We start from the raw sequence: 18,864 nt of genomic DNA, 5'->3' as shown, positions 1-18,864 counted from the left end.
GTTAGTATTAGGTGGCGATATTTCGTTTCGTGTTGGAGGGGCATATGAAGACACGCATAATGGTGGTAACCTCCTGTACAGGGGAGAAGAAGTATAAACCGGAAAATCAACTTGTTTTTGAAGATTTCCAGGATAAGAATAGACTCAAACAACGGGAAGCAGAGTTAATAGATTATCGGATGCCTGCGGGTGAGATGTATACTGGAAGTCAACATTTAGCCCTGATGTCTGGTATTAACGAGTATCGACAAAATGGTGGAGAGATTGATCTATTTATAGTGTCTGCAGGATACGGACTACTATCCGAGAACGATCAAATAGTTCCATATGAAGTGACGTTCAATACCATGGATCCATCATCGATCAAAAAATGGGCGAGACAACAATTGATTACTCAACACTTGCAGGAAAAAGTTAAAGAATATGATTTGATTTTCTTTTTACTAGGTGATAGGTATCTCCAATCTATTGAATTGCCGCTTGAGATTGAACCGCATCAACGGGCCATCTTCTTTGCAGGTGGATCAAGTAAAGCTAGAATATTAAATTGGGATCAGTATCATGTTCTTGCCATAGGTGAACAGGAAGCTAAGAGGTTTAGGTTTGGGCTAATCGGGATCAAAGGGTTTCTGTTTTCGCAGATGCTGAGATACATTGAGTTGCATGATCGAGAGGCATCTTTGAATGAATTGCTCAATGCGCCAGAGAATGTGCGGGAGTATATACTCAATTCACTGAATAAGAAAACAAAGCAACTGGAGTTGTTTGATGAATCTAAGCCAACTACCGAGGAGGGTAATCAACTACTCCAGTTCTACAGTGAGTTGTACCCAGTGCCCCCTGAACTAATTGCAAAAAACTGCATTGCAGCACCGATGTTCTTTATGCCTGAGAATGATGACCGTGTTGATCCGCATTATGATTTCATGAGTGATATGTCTGATAAAAATAGAAATCCACTCATTAATGATGTTTACTCACACGAATTACATGGGTCGCCTCAGTATGATGGTTTGCTGGTATCTAAAGTAAATATTGATGGTGCAACGCAGCAAAAGCGCGTTTTGCTGAAGGAATTGGGAATGCATGACTTTTATCGATTACCGAAAGACTATCCGATAATGGGTGACTGTGGGGCTTTTAGTTACATCAGTCAAGAGATGCCTCCTTATACAACGGAAGAAATTCTTGAATACTATCATGAACTGGGATTCGATTATGGAGTGTCTATCGACCATCTCGTTGTCGGGGCATTCCAAAGAGACGAGTCGATCAGAAATCAACGTTATGAATTAACATTGTCCATGGCTGAAGAGTTCCTAAAGTTATATAACGAGAACAAAGAAACAAAGGGATATAAATTTCATCCAATTGGTATTGTACAAGGATGGGATCCTGGGTCATTTCGAAATGCAGTGCAGCATCTGATTAACTTGGGTTATGACTATATAGCCCTTGGTGGATTAGCGAGAGAGCAATCTGATCGGATCTATGAGATTCTAAAAGAGATATCCCCAATAATTCCCAATACAAACTTCCGGATGCATCTATTCGGAGTTGCACGAGACATGCGGACTATGCGTTCATTTCATAAACTTGGAGTTACATCTTTTGACTCTTCGTCACCTCTAAGAAGAGCTTGGCTTGGAACAGGGCATAACTATCATGCAATTACAGGGAAACACTATACTGCGATTCGGATTCCGGAGGCTAAAGAAACTGCTGGTCGTGTTAAAAAATTAATTGCAGAAGGAACTGGATCGTTAGAGTTTGCAGAGTATAAGCGATTAGAGCAAGAGGCATTGCAAGCGCTTCGTAAGTTTAGTCGGGGTGAACTTCAGTTATCCGAAGCCATATCTGCAATTTTGGAATACGATATGATTCTTGGTGAGAACCGTGAGGTTCATGAGGATCTGTATAGAGAATTGTTGGAAGAACGACCGTGGGAACAATGCCAATGCCCAATTTGTAAAGAAATTGGAATCGATGTGGTCGTGTTCCGAGGAAATAATAGAAATCGACGTAGAGGATTCCACAATACGCATGTATATTACTCTCAGATCAAAGAACTGAAAAAAGAGTGGAAGCAATAAAGCAATGTATGCCCTAGTGTGATACACTAGGGCATATATTATTTTGGGGGCAACATAATGTTTCTCACTTTTGATGGTGTTAAAAAACTGAATAGAAGAACGGGGAACATCTTTTTAGGTGTGATGCCCATAGCTAAACTTAAGTTATTGAAAATGGATACTATAGAAGTACAGACTTCGAATAATGACCTTGTTATTATTATCTATGATGTACTTGTTAACTACTCAATTGATGAATTGATGGTTACAAATCCAATCCTTCAATTTATATTACCGGCAGCTGATGATACAGATGAGTATCCTGTTTTGTTTGTCCCACGGAATAATTACTTGCCGAATTACTGTGAGACTGGTCTAATGGAGTGCGAGATATTCAGTCTTCTAATAGAGAAGAGTGATAAGTTAAGCGCGAATTCAACAAAGTTACTGACAATAAATTCACTTCAAGATATCTTGAAGCGTTTTAATACACTTCAAATCATAGACGAGGAATGGCCACTCTTAAAAGAGAGGTTAGTAGATTATATCAAAACGTTAGTGTCAACATATCCTCACCTTGGGTATCTTCCAGTATCCGAGCGAAGAAATTTTAAAAGTATATCAGTTGCAGATGCAAGTTTTGCATGGGATTTTTATTTCCGATTCTTTATTGATAGCTGGTCGAACACTACAACTATAGTAATACCGGAATTATCGAAAGAATTTCACTACGAAAATTGGGTAGGTGACTTCTTTAGCCGAAATAACCCTTTTTGGAGTAAGTATGTGGGTAAGCGAGGGAAGTTTTTAATAAACGCAGCAGATCGTGAATTTATATATCAGATTTGGAGAGAATGGATGAAAGGAGCCTAAAAAGGCTCCTTTTTATTTTGGATAAATAGTAGTCTTTTTTACAAAAATATGGTAGCATTCAAAATATAACGTAAGATCACGTAAGTAAACGAATGATCACGTTTAATATCAATTGAGGAGGGGGAATGAAAGTGGAGTTCTATGTTGGTTGGTCTCATAGCGATGCAATATTTTCTAATTACTTTTCTGATTGTCCAATGTTAGTAAGTGCTGTTCCAGACAATAGAGGAACGATAAAGAGATTCTTAAATAAACCGAAACGGATCATGATTGACTGCGGTTCAGTTTATTATGTCAAGCAAAGAGAGCGCCCCAAATTAAAGGACATCTTTAACCTGCAATTGTCTATCGTCGAAGAGTGTGATGTTGATATTGAATCAATTCAAATGGTTCACTTTGACGAACCTATGATGAACAAAGTATTACTTTCAGAAAAATATATGGCGATGGAACGAACACTCTTTAATGCATATGAGTACATAAATCTATTTAAGAAAACTGGACTCCCTAATAAATTTGAACCTGTCGGAGTTATACAGGGTTATGATCTTGCAAGCATTACATATTCGGCATATGAGCTTGTTAAAATGGGGTTTAAAAATTTTGCGATCGGCTCTTTACTGGCCAAACATTACAAAACTCAGATTGATTTCATCAAATGTGCTGCGGATATAGTGGGCGCTAACAATCTTCACGTATTTGGCGTAACGGGTATACCACAGATGCATGCGATGGTTGATATTGGTGTACGATCTTTTGATTCAACTAGACCGACAATGGCAGCCGTTTTCTTTCAAGTGTTCTATAGTAGACCGTTTAGAACGTATATCATCGAAAAATCCCATGCAAAACCAAGTAGTGCACGATTAAACGAGCCCTTGCCATGTGACTGTCCTATTTGTCTTAGCAATCCGGCAGATTTATTTATTCCTTCGCCTAGGGATTACAGCAAACTAAGATCTATTCATAACTACTATCATCTACGAATTGAACTAAACGACATCAGGTTAAAAAAAGGAGGAGAAGGTTATGCTCTTTCAAATGTGCTACGGACCTGAACTCGAGGTGATCTATAAAAGTATAAAAAAAGCACCTGGTATAGATGTCATAAGGTTATGTGAGAACTATCAGTACTCTGATGAGGGGGACATATCATCACTTATCGAAAGTGCATTGGTTATCCTTGAAGACCTGAAGTTTATTCGTAAGGATGGAAAGGGATTTGTTCCAATTGAGAATGTTGAATGGAACTTGAAAATGGTTTTTGTTCGGTTGCAACAGATTGCAAGAGAGAAAACAGGCACAGAAGAGAGTATGAATTATATATTTGCTTCCCTATATGAACAAATATTCGTAAAACCTGATAAGATGTTTTCTGCCAATATTCACTATCAAGTTAACAGTAAATTTTCTAAAACTCTCGTAGGTCATGAGAAGGTTAACGCATGGAAAAGGATAATGGAGTGTTGGGGATTAGGACAGCGTGCGTACTCAGGTTTTTATGCGTTACCGCAGATTACTTTAATACAAGAGATTATAGAGGACAGTGGTGAATGGGAGGGTGGACTTCATCCGTTTTGTGAAAAATACATAGATCCGGTATTGCCTTGTATTACGTTAGACGGGAACATATTCAAAGGGATCATATTTAGTCTGATAGCCTTACATGAAAAAGGTTGTCTTCGCCTAAGTTACAAACAGGATTTGCCTTATAAATCGTATGGATCAAATAACGAGTGGAACTGGATAAAACTAGTAAAGAAGGTGGGCTAAGATGATTCCGTGCCTTAATAAGGAAGCGCTGAGACTGTTTGTTGGGACTGCTGATGAACGATATGAATATTCATCAGAATATTTTCGAGCAACTCATTTTCCTCAAATCATGCATCGTTATCAAGGAGATCAATTGACAGCTGAGATAACGGAAAAGGAGTTGTACCAAGAGCTATTAGAAGTCGATTCCATTGGTAATAGACTCTTCTTTATCTTTGGTTCCACAGGTTCAGGGAAATCAGAATTACTCTGCTGGTTGAAAGACAAGTGGTTACTTAATGAAATAGATCGACCTGTTATTCGGATATCTCGTACTGAATTAAACCCACAGGTACTGATCAAGAAATGTTATGAGGCGTTAAACATACCGTTGTCCATTCCTATCGATGAACACCGCTGGGATCTATTAATGAAAAAGCCTATTACTCTAATCAACCAGATGGTGTGGACTACGTTGGCTGAAACGCTTCCTTCGGATGAGGAGATAGTGCCAGTTGCCCTAATGATAAGACCAATAATTGAGAAAAACGTTACAGAATTCACTATGCAAGTTCAACGTGGACATATAACTAGACCGCTTGAAGTCCTGCATCACCGACAGTTCAAAGAATTATTATCAAATACAACCATTTCGATTTCATTAGAATACTTACCTTTTCGACAAATGTTATCACGAAAGTTGGATCAGTTTTTATTTGAGGGTTGGGATATTAACTCATTATTTAAACAATTAACTGAGCAATTGAGAGCACGTAATATCCGACCATTATTGTTAATAGATGATTTAGTGCAATCCGTAAATATCTATGCGTCAGAGCTTCTGGATCAATTGATTACGTTGGAAGAAGGCGGTTGGGATGTTGTCATTGGTCTCACGCCTGGAGCCCTCCAAGACTCAGAAAGAGGATTTGACCTTACACAACGTGTTCAGAATCTTGATACCATTAATGATCGCGTTAAGAAGTTATGGCTCTCTGATGAGTCAGGTAAGGAGTTTTATAACTTAGATCGTGGGCAGGTTGTTCCGTATATGACGAATTATCTATTGCAACTTAAAGGGTCGCAGGGATTTACATGCTCCTCTGCATGCCGGCACTATCAAGAATGCGCTACTCTTGCCAAGTCATCTAATGATGACAATGAAGAGCAATTACATCTTAATGTTAATCTCCTTCCATTCAATAGTTCAATGATACGCAGAATGTATGATGCAATACCGCTAGGAAAAGGTAAACTACGGTATATGATTTTAAACAGTAAGGAATTGATCCGTTTTTTTCAAAAGGGGAATCCGGAAAGGGTAACACGAGTTATATCCTTGGTTCATCGAGAGAAATTTGCAGATACTTCAGATCTGTTCATAAAGGCTTATGCAGAATGGTTTGCTCAAGAAGGACAGAATACATTCGCTATATCGGGAAAAGTATTAAATCATTTTGGATATGATCTTGGTGACCAGATCATTCCCTTAGTTCAACTCGATGATCATCAACTTGAGGATAATAGAACCTTTGAAGTATCTGAGGTAGTAAAACCAAGTTATGATAAGTCATTGATAAGAGACTGGGTTGAAGGCAAACAAGTGAACATAGAGTTGCTAGAGTCCGTTAGACTTGGTGTTTCAGGCTTAGTCCACGACGTTGTTAAGAGTATAAACATATCAAGACCCCATACACCGAAATCGACGGCCATTATTCAGAGGAAGGAGGTGATAAACCGTTCAAGATATCCAATTTCATTAGAGAAAAGTGAAAAACATGAGGCAATCAAGATTAATCGCAGCTATGCCGCTCTTCAAATTGCCGAATTCCACAATCTGAAGTATTCCGAAAAAGGAATTGTTTTTCAAAAAATTTCGAATGAACTCGAAACAGCAATGTGGATTTATCAATCCGAAGATTTACGTTTATCGTGGAAAGACAAGTTGGAAAATGAATTAGGGATGACAATGTGTGAGTTTGCATTACACCTCAGAGATTGGGCAAACGTTTGTTACTCTTTTAGTAAAATATCTTGGATAAGTCACGTCCATTCGCCTTTTAGTAAAGAGACAATGACTCAAATTGAACAAGTGTACCATGACTGGTTTATGCTACGTGACAATATGTTTCTTCCTGTGGATCTCGTGGAAATCCGTCAATTAAATTTTGGTGAGTGGTTAATAGATTTTATGCCGGGAAAAGCGCTGGAGAGCTATCAAATCGGCGACACCTCCCTGTACATTTTCCTTACTCGCCTAAAAACAGAATTTCAAAAGTACTTAAAACTACTAGACACTACATGTAAGGAATTAATGTTTAAACGACTTGCAATGGTACCCTATTTGAAAAGCTGTTCCGAACAGAAGTACCATGAGTTGGCAGATATGGTGATGTATTTTAACAAGAAAGAGATATATAGTCTGAAAGATTATCAAGAGTACACGGTAGTAGAAGAAGCAATTACTTCTGATGAAGTGATGACAATGTATGAGAAATTTAAGAACTTAGAAAATGAAGTTCATGAACTTCGTCTTCGATTCAAGGAACTTTGTTTCGAGGTGCACGCTTTCGTCCATGATTCTGGATCAGTATTGAGATTGAATGTTACCCATGATGAAACATCATTAGCAATTCTTGAAAAGGAAAAAGATACGTTGTTAGTTTCGATTGATGGATTATCCAGACTACTAAATTGTCTGGTCCTTACACCGAAAAACGAATTGTTAGAGTTGTTAAGCACTCAGTATCAAACAGTTGAAGTATTGAATGTTAAAACAATTTGGAATCGATTAATACGATTGGCTGACTGCCTATTTGAACGAGAACATGTAGGGAACGAGTTGCATACTTGTATTACTCAATGGCAGGTAATCAATTTTTATGAAATCAGAAATCAATTAATCAAAACGATTAATCAAGAAGTGAAGAGGATACACATCATAGGTCATTTGCAAAATGATCTTGGATGCAATAGCAGTACTGATTTGCACGAGATGCTCAATATTATTGGGAAGAGTGACTCGTTGAGACCGGCAATCAAACGTCAATTAATATCCCTTCTTGAGAAGGGGCATAGTACACTTCCACCAGTTCAGTGGAGGAAGTTATTGGATGAACTGAAAGAAAAGTTCCCATTGTTATTTGAGATAGTGGAGATTCGACTTGTTGTTAATGAAATATAGTGTGGATAGGAGCCAGACTTAATCTTTGGTCTGGTCCTATTTTATTGGATGTAATACCAGTTTGAAGTACTGTCTTGAAACTTAATAATTTGCTATGGTAGTTGAGGATAGTTTAGGAAAGACACCTTCAAGAGAAAGATTCCATGTCGTAAGATGTGGAGGACAACTTTGGAGGTGTTTTTGCGTTGGTAACAAGAGTGAGTTATCCGTTAGAAGTGAAGATGAGGGCTATTGAATTGAGACTAGCTGATGTTACGTAACGCGAGATCATGGAGCAGATTAACATTATTCACTTGAAGGTGTTCTGATTTGTCTAGTGTTATGGGTCGTCCCCCCACTAAGGTGGACAGGAGTGTTTTTGTCGATTTCATAAAATTTATTTAAGTCCAACTGCTCCAAACGTTACTAAGGGGAAGTAAGCGGGGAGTTAAAATCAAACAATCAGCCAAGAATTTGTTTTGGTTGTTTTTTTTTGTGCACCTAAAGTACTAGAGCTAATGTATAATAATATGCATCTAGAGTAGTCTTTTTGCTATTTTATAATGATAGGGATCTAACTACTCGCTTTTCATTATATTTTTGGTGGAAATATTTATAATTGTATGTTTTTTATGGGGGAACCAGAACAATGGAGAATGGGTCATTTGTATATATAGATAATAATCAGCAGAGAATTGCAAAACTCATCTCAGTAGAAGGACTACTTGCGGAAATTGAACACTTTTACTCAATAGATCGCATTGAAAATGAGACTGTTCTTGCAACCACTTTAGTCAAGGCTAAGTTGGAGCGTCAGACACGCTGCTACTATTATGATGAAAATGTTAATCGCTGGTTAATGGGAAGAATTATGAGGAAAATGGGTCGATTGTATGAAGTGGATTTCCCCGATTCCGATTCTCGTTATTTAGATCAAAAAGAAATCTACGTTCGTAAAGTTGGAACACGTGTTGATCCCGTTGAAGTAATTAGTGCTAAAGGAATTGAAACGGCTTTCTTTTACCGCTACCGGCATTCGTTCATTAAAGAGATTATTACACAGCGAAGTGCGTACAGTGGGATGACAGCACTGGCTTCTTCAAGCGTTTGGCTACTTCCTCACCAGTTTGAAGTCGTTAGACGTGTTCTGGAGGATCCGGTACCCCGTTACATACTGGCAGATGAAGTCGGACTAGGAAAGACGATTGAGGCAGGGATTATAATTCGTCAGTTTTTGTTAGATCAACCGGATGAGAATGTGCTGATCGTAGTACCTTCATTCTTACTAGTTCAATGGCAGAAGGAATTGGAGGAACGCTGCTACATTAATCAATTTGGAAATCGGATTGCATGGAAAACTTTTGAAGAAATCAGTACGGTTGATTTGAAATCCTATGGGTTTATTATACTAGATGAAGCGCATGAACTAGCGAAGTTAGCATTCTCAAAAGCCGAAGAGGATAAACTCATTTATCAATATTTCCGAAACCTGGCGCATGCTTCATATGGACTATTACTATTATCTGCAACTCCCGTCTTGAACAATGAAAATGAATATTTAGCAATGCTCCATTTAATTGATCCAGATAATTATTCAATAAATGACCTGGAAAAGTTTAGGAATCTAATCAAAAGGCGCCAAGAAGTTGGTCATTTGCTCGTATCATTTCGCCAGGATGCTCGAATAAGTATGCTCAAACGAGGAGTCATCGAATTGCGCTCAGAATTCAACAATGATCTACGCTTAATGAATCATGTTGAGAATCTTGAGCATCGTCTTCACCAAAGATCAGGAGAAGATTCAGAAAGAAAAGAGTTAATACGTAATATTCGGGTCCATCTTTCCGAGTCATATCGACTTCACAGGAGACTAATTAGAAATCGAAGAGAATCGATGAGTTCTTTTATGAACTATGGAAGAGATCAAGGTTCAAAAATAAAAATAAAGTTTGAATATGATTTAGACGAACGAACTCCCTACGTGAACCAAATCCTTGATAACTGGCGATTTGAAGCTCAAGTCCATGACTCTTCCAATTCGTCAAATTGGCCAAAACAAGCGCTGTTCGAGTTACTGTGGCAAGGGGGGAGCACATCCACGACCTTACTACAGGGGATGATACAAAGTCGCTTACAAGGGGAGTTAATGGAAAATCTGCAAAGTGATCTAACTGCTAATGAAAAGGAGGCCTTGTTATGTGCTCCTTTGTTCGATGGCGAAATAATGTTGCTTGAGCAGTTGTTAGAAGTAATCGATGTCCCAAGCGAGGAAGGAGACCGCATTGATCTTTTATGTTTTATTTTAATGCAGTTGTTACGTCAGCAAAAAGATATAAAGGTTGTAATTTTTACAAGTTATACTTCTGTTTGTCGTGAAATAGGAATCCGTCTCGAGCAAGTAATGCCTGCTCAGTTCGCTCTTCATGACAAATATATGACACCTCAACAAATCGAGAAAGAGATCTCCCGATTCCGGGAAGATCAGGATTGTAATTTCCTGATTTGTGATACATCTGGTGAAGTTGGTCGTAATTTACAATTTGCAGATCATATTGTCCACTTTGATTTGCCGCTATCGCCAAATCGTATTGAACAGCGTATTGGGCGTGTTGACCGCATTGGACGTTCTAAACCATTTGCAATGACTGTTCTTGCTGGGCCGGAAATTGAACTTTCTTATCAAGAAGCATGGCTACAATTATTAGATAAGTCGCTTAACGTTTTTCAGCAATCCATCTCGTCTTTACAGTTTTTAATTGATGAAAAAATACCTCTCATACTTCGGTCTACTTATGAAATGGGAATGCAAGGGTTTGAGGAGCAGGTTGAAAGTTTGACCGAATCATTAGAAGAAGAAAAACTTAAAATATATGAGCAGCACATGTTGGATGATATTGATGCTATAGAGCAACAAAGCACCGATATTTTCGATGAATTATTACGATATGATCATGAAGTGAGTTCTACAGAGTTCAGAGATGCGCTTGAGGGGTGGGTGCTGGAGGCATTAAAATTTAAACCTGTAAACATGGAGAATAGGAATGTTTGCTCGTATCAAGCAGATCTCTATACATTAGTACCCTATAATTATTTAAAGCAATTTCTAGGAAACACGGAACAGGAATCCACTTATGATCGTGAGGTTGCTGTTACTCGACGTAATACTTCTCTATATCGGATAGGTCACCAATTTGTAGATTTGATGAACGAATATATTAAATGGGATGATCGCGGATCTGTGTTTTCGTTCTGGCGAAGAGTCCCAGATTGGCAACGGAAAAATGATTGGGCGGGATTTATCTTTCATTACGTAGTTGAGGGAGATACTGATGCTTTATTAGATCTTCAAAAACAACATGCCAGTCGGTCTTCACAACAACTAAAACGAATTATGGACCGCTTCTATCCCCCACGTATAGAAACCGTAGTTGTTCGTCTTAACGGCCAGTGTGAAACAGAGCAGTATATTCTGGACGCTTTGACGGAACCGTTCAATCGATATGAAGATGGAGGAAACGATACGAATCTTACGAAAAGCCGTTTACACTATCTAGATCAAATCATAACAGCGCACCGGTGGAAACCAATTTGTCATAATATGCGAGTTGTTTCTGAGGACTATCTTCGAGATCGAGAGGATATCGTCCAGTTAAGTGAGGAGAAGTATCGGACAGCTAAAATCGCCTTGGACTATGCTTATAATATGTTAGAATTACGCAGTCAGAGTAAGAATAATATGGCCGATGTGGATCTAGCATTAGAAGAAACATGGAATAATGCAATCTTATCTGGCATTAAAAAACCTAAAGTGACATTAGATTCGGTTGGATTTATAATCCTTACTAACAAAATACTAAGAAAATAGGTAGGACTATGAGTGAGTTTAGTAATTTGAGAGAATGGATCATTGGAGAGCGTAAGAACATTTCCTTTACTCAACCGGAATATAGTAGGTTCATGAATGCGATTAATAAAGATACCTGCAAACCAAAAGATATCGCGATATTATTACGGCAAATCATACGAACGGAATCCGAAAAACAAAACGGAGCCCCCGTATCGCTAACAGTGCCTACGGTTTCTCCATGGCCATCCATGCAATTGTGGCAGGAGTTCGGAGTCGAAATTAGTCTTTCTCGGCCAGGATGGTTGTCTGCACGAGCGAATTCGTGGTTTCCGTCATGGTTAGAGAACTTATCGTTGTCTCCAGAAACTCCCTTGTACCGGAAGGAAGTAAGACAAACTAGAGAGCAGGTTGAAGCGGATCCTTTCGTGCGAATTTTATCTCGTTCGAAGTACCGAAGTAAGAGCCAACAAGACGCGATTCGCAGTATTATCACTTCACCTGCAGATTCATCTCTTGTAATTAATCTACCTACTGGGACAGGCAAAAGTATGTGCGCTCAGCTCCCTGCTTTAATGTTTGGACAACAAAAAGGAGTTACCGTCGTAATTGTGCCCACAATCGCATTAGCAATTGATCAAGAAAGCGCGATGTCAACCTATGTCCCGTATCCAACGGCATACTATTCTTCACCTGAACGCAGAACTATAAACCAAGAAATCCTTACACGTATACAATCAGGAACCCAAAAGATTGTATTTACATCACCAGAGGCGGTCATACAATCACTACATTATTCGCTTCAACGAGCAGTGGAGCAGAGTTATTTAAAGCTTCTAGTTATTGATGAAGCACACATGGTAGAGGAGTGGGGGAGCGATTTTCGTTCCGCTTTCCAAGAGTTGGCGGGATGGCGGACCTATATGTTAGCGAAGAGCCCAGTTCCTTTTCGGACGTTATTATTAACGGCAACATTAACTAATAGTTCGCTGGATACCTTGGAGTCTCTTTTTGGTAGGACTGGTCACTTTGATGTCTATTCGGCAGTGCAGTTGAGGCCAGAACCTGAATACTGGTTTAAGAAGTGTCAAGCTGATGCATTGAAAGAAAAATATATTCTGGAAGCCATCGCGCATTTGCCCCGACCACTAATCTTATATACATCCAAGGTTGATGATGCCATTCGATGGCAAAAAAAACTCATACAAAATGGGTATTCCCGGATTGGGTGTATCACTGGAAAAACACGTTCGAAGGCACGTGAGGATTACATAATAAAGTGGAAGAATCAAGACATTGATATTATGGTCGCAACTTCCGCTTTTGGATTAGGTGTTGACCAGGCGGATGTGCGAGTCGTAATTCATGCCTGCGTACCTGAAACATTAGATCGTTATTATCAGGAAGTAGGCAGAGGTGGTCGTGATGGTATCGCAAGTTTATCACTCATTGTGTACACGGAAGAGGATATCGATGTCGCCACATCTCTAAGTAAGGAAGCGTTAATATCAATTGAACGTGGGCAGCAACGATGGACGCAAATGTTTTTGCATAAAAAAAATGATCCGCAACGCCCGGATGTTATAAAAGTGCCTATCGACATCCAACCAAGTTTCGAAGAAAAAGATATCGACATGGACAATAATAAGAATCGTACTTGGAACTTACGTACCCTTACGCTAATGAACCGAACGGGTTTGATAAGTTTCGAATGGTCGGATGCTAGAGAAAAGGAGCAAGATAAGTGGCGCACAGTTAAACTACGCGATGATGGCCATTTGAAAGATGAGCGATGGGAGGCTATCATTCACCCATATCGTATTAAAAGTGGCCTTAATCATTACGAGCAGCTGGATCAGGTAAAGCGTCTGCTTTCGGGGCAAACTTGTGTAGCCTTACTGTTCTCGTCCATCTACCAAATTTCATACAAATCCCACCGGAAAGGCGCATTGGTGGCGGAATCATGCGCAGGATGTCCATACTGCCGTCAAGCGGGTCTCCATCCGTTTACATTTCAAGAAAAGTCTCACCCAATTCAGTGGAAGTCTGATACAGAGTTAACTTCCTGGGTAGAACGCTCCTTTATCGGTTCTAGTGGAATGACAGCAATTTTTTATAACAACGAGAATTTTAGCGCGGTATTACGCGGCAATCAAATCGTACAAGATCGATGGTTGCGTGTATTTCATTGGTGGGCTGATCAAGGAATACGGCAATTTGTAGTCCCACATTCGTATGGGCCTCTTTTTAGAGAGGATCAAAAGATGCAACAAAGACATATCATCGTTCATACTCTCGAAAGAGAAACATTTAATGAACGTGTACAATATTTGCCGACACTAATGCTGACACTTGATAGTGATAGTCATCAGTTATTAATCGAAAGAGCGTTGAATGCAAGCTCAAATGAGCTAGTATATATTATACCAGAGCATTCGAAACAACCAATAACAGGGAGAAGTTGGAGCAGTATTTGGAAGGGTAGACAATACAAATGGGATGAATTTGTGAAAGAGGTTGGTTTATGAGTCTGCTTAGTAATCTATATACATCACCTTCAAGGGTGCGTGCCGTTTACAGGAGTCTATTACACGCCCCGGAACAGTTACGAACGCTCACGCACCTTCAACTAAGCCTAATGCCTGAAAAACTGCGTGATACAGGGGACACAAAAATGTTGATTGATATACTAAATGAATGTGTAGGGTTACAGTTGATTAAAAAAGATGGTGACCTGTATACGCTAGATCCGCATTTACCTCTGACTGCGCGAGACCCTGAGTGTGGTGAGGCAAATTTACCTTGGACAATTTTAGAATTACTCTTCCGACTAGAAAATAGTCGGCACCGAGAACTTCTCTATAATTTTTCTTGGTTTCTCATGCAATCGGTAATAAACCCACCTAAGACGTGGTCAGAGATGGAGTCCCTGCTGAGTAAAGAAAACGTACTTGACCCATTTAAAATAAATGGATCGCAATATACTCAATTTCAAGATTGGGGCGTATTTTTATCATTATTTATTACCTTGCCCACAAAGAATAAGAATGCAGTTCATTGCTATCCAAATCCCACGTCATTAATCGAACGACTTCTTCCGGAGTTGTTTAAGGAAAAGCGCACCGTTCTAATGACTGACTTGGTTGATCATGTGTCACGACGTATCCCAATTTTGGAGCAAGGTGAAATATGGAATGAAGTCATGCAAATGCGAGATAAACCAATAGATAGATATAAGTTGTCTACTGCTACATCAATGGCTTGGCTACATTTGCAGGACCAGGATATCGTATCATTCGAATATGAATCCGATGCACCAACCTATTTTCTCTATGAAGGAACAACCGAACATAGAGTGACCGCGATTACCTTACACTAGGAGGGATACCATGCAAACAATGAATAATGTAACTTGCTGGAATCCCGAGCAATTAACTCGGATTCTTGATCCTGACGCTTGGTATGTCGATTCGCATTTACTACTTGCGACTCATCATCCTATGCAAATGTATGTTCATACGTCGGGGTATCAACCTGATATAAAAGGTGCTGTGTACAACGAACAACAATTTTTATCTGACTTTCTTAAACCAACTGAACATATCTTTACAGCTATTTTAGGGGATGCTGGAACGGGAAAGTCCCATCTCGTCAGATGGTTAAAAGCGAAGATTCCTACAAATGATAAACGGCATATAGTAGTGATACCAAGGCAAACCAATCTAAAGTCCATTTTGTTAACAATGTTAGAAGGGCTGGAAGGTAAGAAATTTGAGGAATATCGCCAGCGTATTAATCGCTCATCCGGATCTAATTCGTTTGAGCAGGCAAAACTGGAACTTCTAACAAATTTATTTGTATGCGCAAAACCAGAGACATCTTCATTAAAACCAGTCGATGAGGATTTGACAGAAGATTTGGAAGATTTCATGGAACTACTTATGGATGCCTTGTTCCGTCCCACTTTCTTAAAAGAGGATGGAATTATTCATCAATTAACACATCATATTATTGGAGAGCAATCACAACCAGGGAGACTTACAAATAGGAGGCTCTTTACAGTAAATGATTTACCAATAGGATTAATCGATGCCCGCGGAGCTAGTCACAGAGCATTTACGATTCATCAACTGTTGCGTAAAGATGAGGAGTTTCAGAAACATGCCGTTGATTGGTTAAATAAACATCTGGATATGGCCATTGCGAAGATGTTTAATTTCTCATCTGATGACCTAATTCAGTTGTTAAATGACATTCGATCAGAGTTCCACAACCAAAACATGGAAATGGTACTCCTGATTGAAGACTTTGCCATGATGCAAGGCATTGATATTCAGTTTTTACAGGCGCTATTGCTTCGTCCTGGTGAAGAAAAACGTCCTCTTTGTCGCCTTCGAGTTGCCATGGCTTGTACTACAGGTTACTTTCGTAATTTAGGGGACACGGCGACTAGTCGTATCAAATTTGTGGTCTCTCTCGATATTAACAAACATCAAATGACCGGAGAGGGAATGTCAGATTTTGCTTCCCGCTATTTGAATGCAGTTCGTCTTCCAGAGAAAGATACGTTAGAGTGGTATCAAGCAGAAACGGACCAGGAAATCACCTCTTATTGTACGCGGTGTGAGTATAATAAAGCATGCCACGAAGGATTTGGTCAAATTGATGGTCGAGGGCTTTATCCATTTAACAGGATAGCCCTTGAAACGATGTATGATCGCGCAAGTGGTGAAGATAACTTTAATCCTCGTACAATGCTGAATATGGTACTTCATCATACACTCGATGTGTACGGCCCCGCTCTGAAAAATGGGGAGTTTCCATCGCCATCGATGTTTCACCACTTTAATAAACGTGATAATCGCATCAAAACTATTACGCAGGATCAGATTATGTCTAAGGATCGCGTTAATGGTGCTCGGCGGCATGTATTGCTTGAATTATGGGCCAATACAGATCAATTAATCGATATTCATCCTGTAATTCACAGCGCATTTAATATCGCGCCATTGCAAATTACGAGTAAAACGAATCAAACTGAGATTCAAGAAAAGGATCTTGAGAAACCAGCGGAGAAAAAAGATCCCGTTACTATTACTCCGGTACCAATAGAAGAACAATCCGACATGCTCCCGCAGACCGTAGTACACCTTATGGATGCTGTGGAAGGGTGGAAAAAAGATCGGAAAAATAGCCTTGGATCTACTGATGCGCAGAATCTACGTAAACTCATCTTTGAAGCTTTAAATGCGTTCATAGATTGGCCAACGGAACTGTTGTCATTACAAAACTTAGAGGAAAAACTGTGGCCAGTACGAAGTATTTCTTTTATTAATCAAGGGACAAATATATCTACTAATACGGTAACACTTTTGCTCCCTCTTAAGTCGGATGATCGTTCTTGGCTCAACACCAAGTTTGCTTTGCAGGGCCTCATTATGTATAGACACTACTCTAATTGGGATTTTCCAAATGGTCCTCGATTCTTTAGAGCAGTCACTCAACAATTGCGAGAGTGGGGAGAGGTTGTAGTAAATCAACTGAAACAACTCCCTGTAGATGCAGCACAATCGTGGAGTCCCGTCAAAGCGGCAGTGGAAATATTGGCAATCGGGGCAGGAATGAATGGTCATCCCGTATTTACGGATGAAGCATCAGTAGTTGATTCGATACTTACCCAACAAGAAGAAGGTGCATATGGACGTAGTTCAACGTGGAAACAACTACAGACGGAAATCGCAACGAATTACAGCGACCTAAAAAAAATCGTTCTGGAACGAATCACATGTCTCAAAGGAGAAGGTCGAAACTATAGTATGATTGATGGTTACACCATCGAACGCACACTGCATGAAATGGTACCCTCGCTTCAGATGACATCACTGCCACTACAACAAAGTTCAGATTACATGAAGTTAGTGCGGCTTCATCATAAGATCAATAAGTCGCTCCTTAGTATTGTAAAAGAAGAACAAGAAGAACGCAAAAAGTGGATAAAACAAATGGATGATCTAATTGGCGACGTAACGGACATAGACCAGTTCCTTACGGAAATAAAAACAGCTATAGCTGCTGCTACTGAGACTGGATATTTTAGTGGGGATTGGGAAGAAGTTCAAGCCGCAGTCAAATGGATCGAAATAAACGAATGGTTTAATGAATACGTAACCGTGAAAAGAGCGATCGATGTGGGAGGATCAGAGTATAAGGTATTTGAAACCTTGGGTAAACTCAATACCCCACTACAATCAAAGGTTGAAGAACAATTTAAAATTATCGTTAAAGCGTTAACTCGGTCAAGTATTCAGGTTCAGCAAGAGTTGCAGAAATCATCTAAAGAGACTGACGTCCACCAGTTACAAGAAAGTAAAGGGAACATTGAGATGACCTTCGATTTGATAATTAGTATGTTGACTGATGCAAAGGAGGCGGATGAGACTGTATGAGTGTGCTACAGATGGCTAGACAGTTACATTCCTCATCTGTTACCTTGCTCCAGTTACAGCGCGATAAGCAGCAACTTCAGGCATATCAGACGCGGCAACAGGAACTGAATAAAATACGTGATGATGTTGCGTCCATATTTGCTATTTTTACGGTATTCTCGAATGCAAAGCTATATGTTCCATCTATAAATATATTTGAAGATTTACTAAATAGTCTTGTTTATCAATTAAACCAATATAAAGAAGTAAGTGATTGGGTCAAAACACCAAGGGTCTTTATTTCAATTGAAAGCAAACTAAAGAGTCTCCAGAAAGATACGCTTCAAACGATGACAATTGTTTGGCACAAATATCTTGATGAAAATAAGCCGAATATTTCTAATGAGATACTAAATGTCGTTAAAGAATTTCCTGAATATGAAAACCATGTTGAACAAATTAGGAGAAAACTGGTCGAGTATCAGCAGTTATATGTATCGTTGCCAAGTAACACAGAGTCCGTCCAGAGTGTACTGTTTTTAAAAAGTACCATTGAAAAGGCTTGGCGTACGATTGGTATTGAATCATTGCCTGAGCGGGTATTTTCTTTCTTACAACAAGCGTCTGGTCCGTCAGGAGCCGATCTCTCTTTACTAAACGATGAAGTTTTGACATGGTTACATCAAAAAAATGTACTGAATTCATTTAAGATTAAACTACAAAAATAGAAAGGAG

10 protein-coding genes are annotated in these 18,864 nt (G+C 39.3%); all 10 read left to right on the top strand.

The genetic code is table 11. The annotated features are described in order from the left end of the window. Positions 1 to 44: 44 nt before the first annotated feature. The 10 genes from dpdA to H8B09_RS19790 all read left to right on the top strand — a co-directional run bounded on the left by dpdA (position 45) and on the right by H8B09_RS19790 (position 18,857). Positions 45 to 2,093 (top strand): tRNA-guanine transglycosylase DpdA, encoded by a 2,049-nt coding sequence (gene dpdA / locus H8B09_RS19835; RefSeq protein WP_191205315.1) that lies wholly within the window; start codon positions 45 to 47, stop codon positions 2,091 to 2,093. A gap of 57 nt (positions 2,094 to 2,150) precedes the next feature. Further along, positions 2,151 to 2,945: a hypothetical protein gene (locus H8B09_RS19830; RefSeq protein WP_191205314.1), complete on the top strand. Its 795-nt coding sequence runs from the start codon at positions 2,151 to 2,153 to the stop codon at positions 2,943 to 2,945. Between the two features lie 125 nt (positions 2,946 to 3,070). After that, on the top strand, positions 3,071 to 4,003 hold the full coding sequence (locus H8B09_RS19825) for a tRNA guanosine transglycosylase family protein (protein WP_224753795.1): 933 nt from the start codon (positions 3,071 to 3,073) through the stop codon (positions 4,001 to 4,003). Further along, complete coding sequence (locus H8B09_RS19820; protein WP_191205313.1) at positions 3,975 to 4,718, top strand: hypothetical protein; 744 nt, start codon at positions 3,975 to 3,977, stop codon at positions 4,716 to 4,718. Before H8B09_RS19825 ends, H8B09_RS19820 begins: the two co-directional genes overlap by 29 nt. Before the next feature lies 1 nt (position 4,719). Beyond that, entirely contained in the window at positions 4,720 to 7,881 is a 3,162-nt protein-coding gene (locus tag H8B09_RS19815) for a hypothetical protein (RefSeq protein WP_191205312.1), read from the top strand. Between the two features lie 628 nt (positions 7,882 to 8,509). Then, positions 8,510 to 11,725, top strand: a complete 3,216-nt coding sequence (dpdE, locus tag H8B09_RS19810) for a protein DpdE (RefSeq protein ID WP_191205311.1) — start codon at positions 8,510 to 8,512, stop codon at positions 11,723 to 11,725. A 26-nt stretch (positions 11,726 to 11,751) separates the two neighbouring features. Continuing rightward, positions 11,752 to 14,232, top strand: a complete 2,481-nt coding sequence (dpdF, locus tag H8B09_RS19805) for a protein DpdF (RefSeq protein WP_191205310.1) — start codon at positions 11,752 to 11,754, stop codon at positions 14,230 to 14,232. After that, entirely contained in the window at positions 14,229 to 15,083 is an 855-nt protein-coding gene (gene dpdG, locus H8B09_RS19800; RefSeq protein WP_263576141.1) for a protein DpdG, read from the top strand. Before dpdF ends, dpdG begins: the two co-directional genes overlap by 4 nt. 10 nt (positions 15,084 to 15,093) lie before the next feature. Further along, on the top strand, positions 15,094 to 18,150 hold the full coding sequence (dpdH, locus tag H8B09_RS19795; protein ID WP_191205308.1) for a protein DpdH: 3,057 nt from the start codon (positions 15,094 to 15,096) through the stop codon (positions 18,148 to 18,150). Further along, positions 18,147 to 18,857, top strand: coding sequence for a hypothetical protein (locus H8B09_RS19790; protein ID WP_191205307.1), 711 nt, complete (start codon positions 18,147 to 18,149; stop codon positions 18,855 to 18,857). Before dpdH ends, H8B09_RS19790 begins: the two co-directional genes overlap by 4 nt. Positions 18,858 to 18,864 lie beyond the last annotated feature (7 nt).

The organism is Paenibacillus terricola (assembly GCF_014779765.1).
Lineage (GTDB): Bacteria > Bacillota > Bacilli > Paenibacillales > Paenibacillaceae > Paenibacillus_T > Paenibacillus_T terricola.
The sequence above is the reverse complement of the archived record's forward strand: the minus strand, read 5'-3'. Positions and strand labels throughout refer to the sequence as shown.

Excerpts from the sequence above, each read along its gene's own strand:
- dpdG (WP_263576141.1), top strand. The coding sequence starts at position 14,229 with ATGAGTCTGCTTAGTAATCTATATACATCACCTTCAAGGGTGCGTGCC.
- H8B09_RS19815 (WP_191205312.1), top strand. The coding sequence starts at position 4,720 with ATGATTCCGTGCCTTAATAAGGAAGCGCTGAGACTGTTTGTTGGGACT.
- dpdE (WP_191205311.1), top strand. The coding sequence starts at position 8,510 with ATGGAGAATGGGTCATTTGTATATATAGATAATAATCAGCAGAGAATT.
- H8B09_RS19830 (WP_191205314.1), top strand. The coding sequence starts at position 2,151 with ATGTTTCTCACTTTTGATGGTGTTAAAAAACTGAATAGAAGAACGGGG.
- dpdA (WP_191205315.1), top strand. The coding sequence starts at position 45 with ATGAAGACACGCATAATGGTGGTAACCTCCTGTACAGGGGAGAAGAAG.
- H8B09_RS19825 (WP_224753795.1), top strand. The coding sequence starts at position 3,071 with ATGAAAGTGGAGTTCTATGTTGGTTGGTCTCATAGCGATGCAATATTT.
- H8B09_RS19820 (WP_191205313.1), top strand. The coding sequence starts at position 3,975 with ATGCTCTTTCAAATGTGCTACGGACCTGAACTCGAGGTGATCTATAAA.
- H8B09_RS19790 (WP_191205307.1), top strand. The coding sequence starts at position 18,147 with ATGAGTGTGCTACAGATGGCTAGACAGTTACATTCCTCATCTGTTACC.
- dpdH (WP_191205308.1), top strand. The coding sequence starts at position 15,094 with ATGCAAACAATGAATAATGTAACTTGCTGGAATCCCGAGCAATTAACT.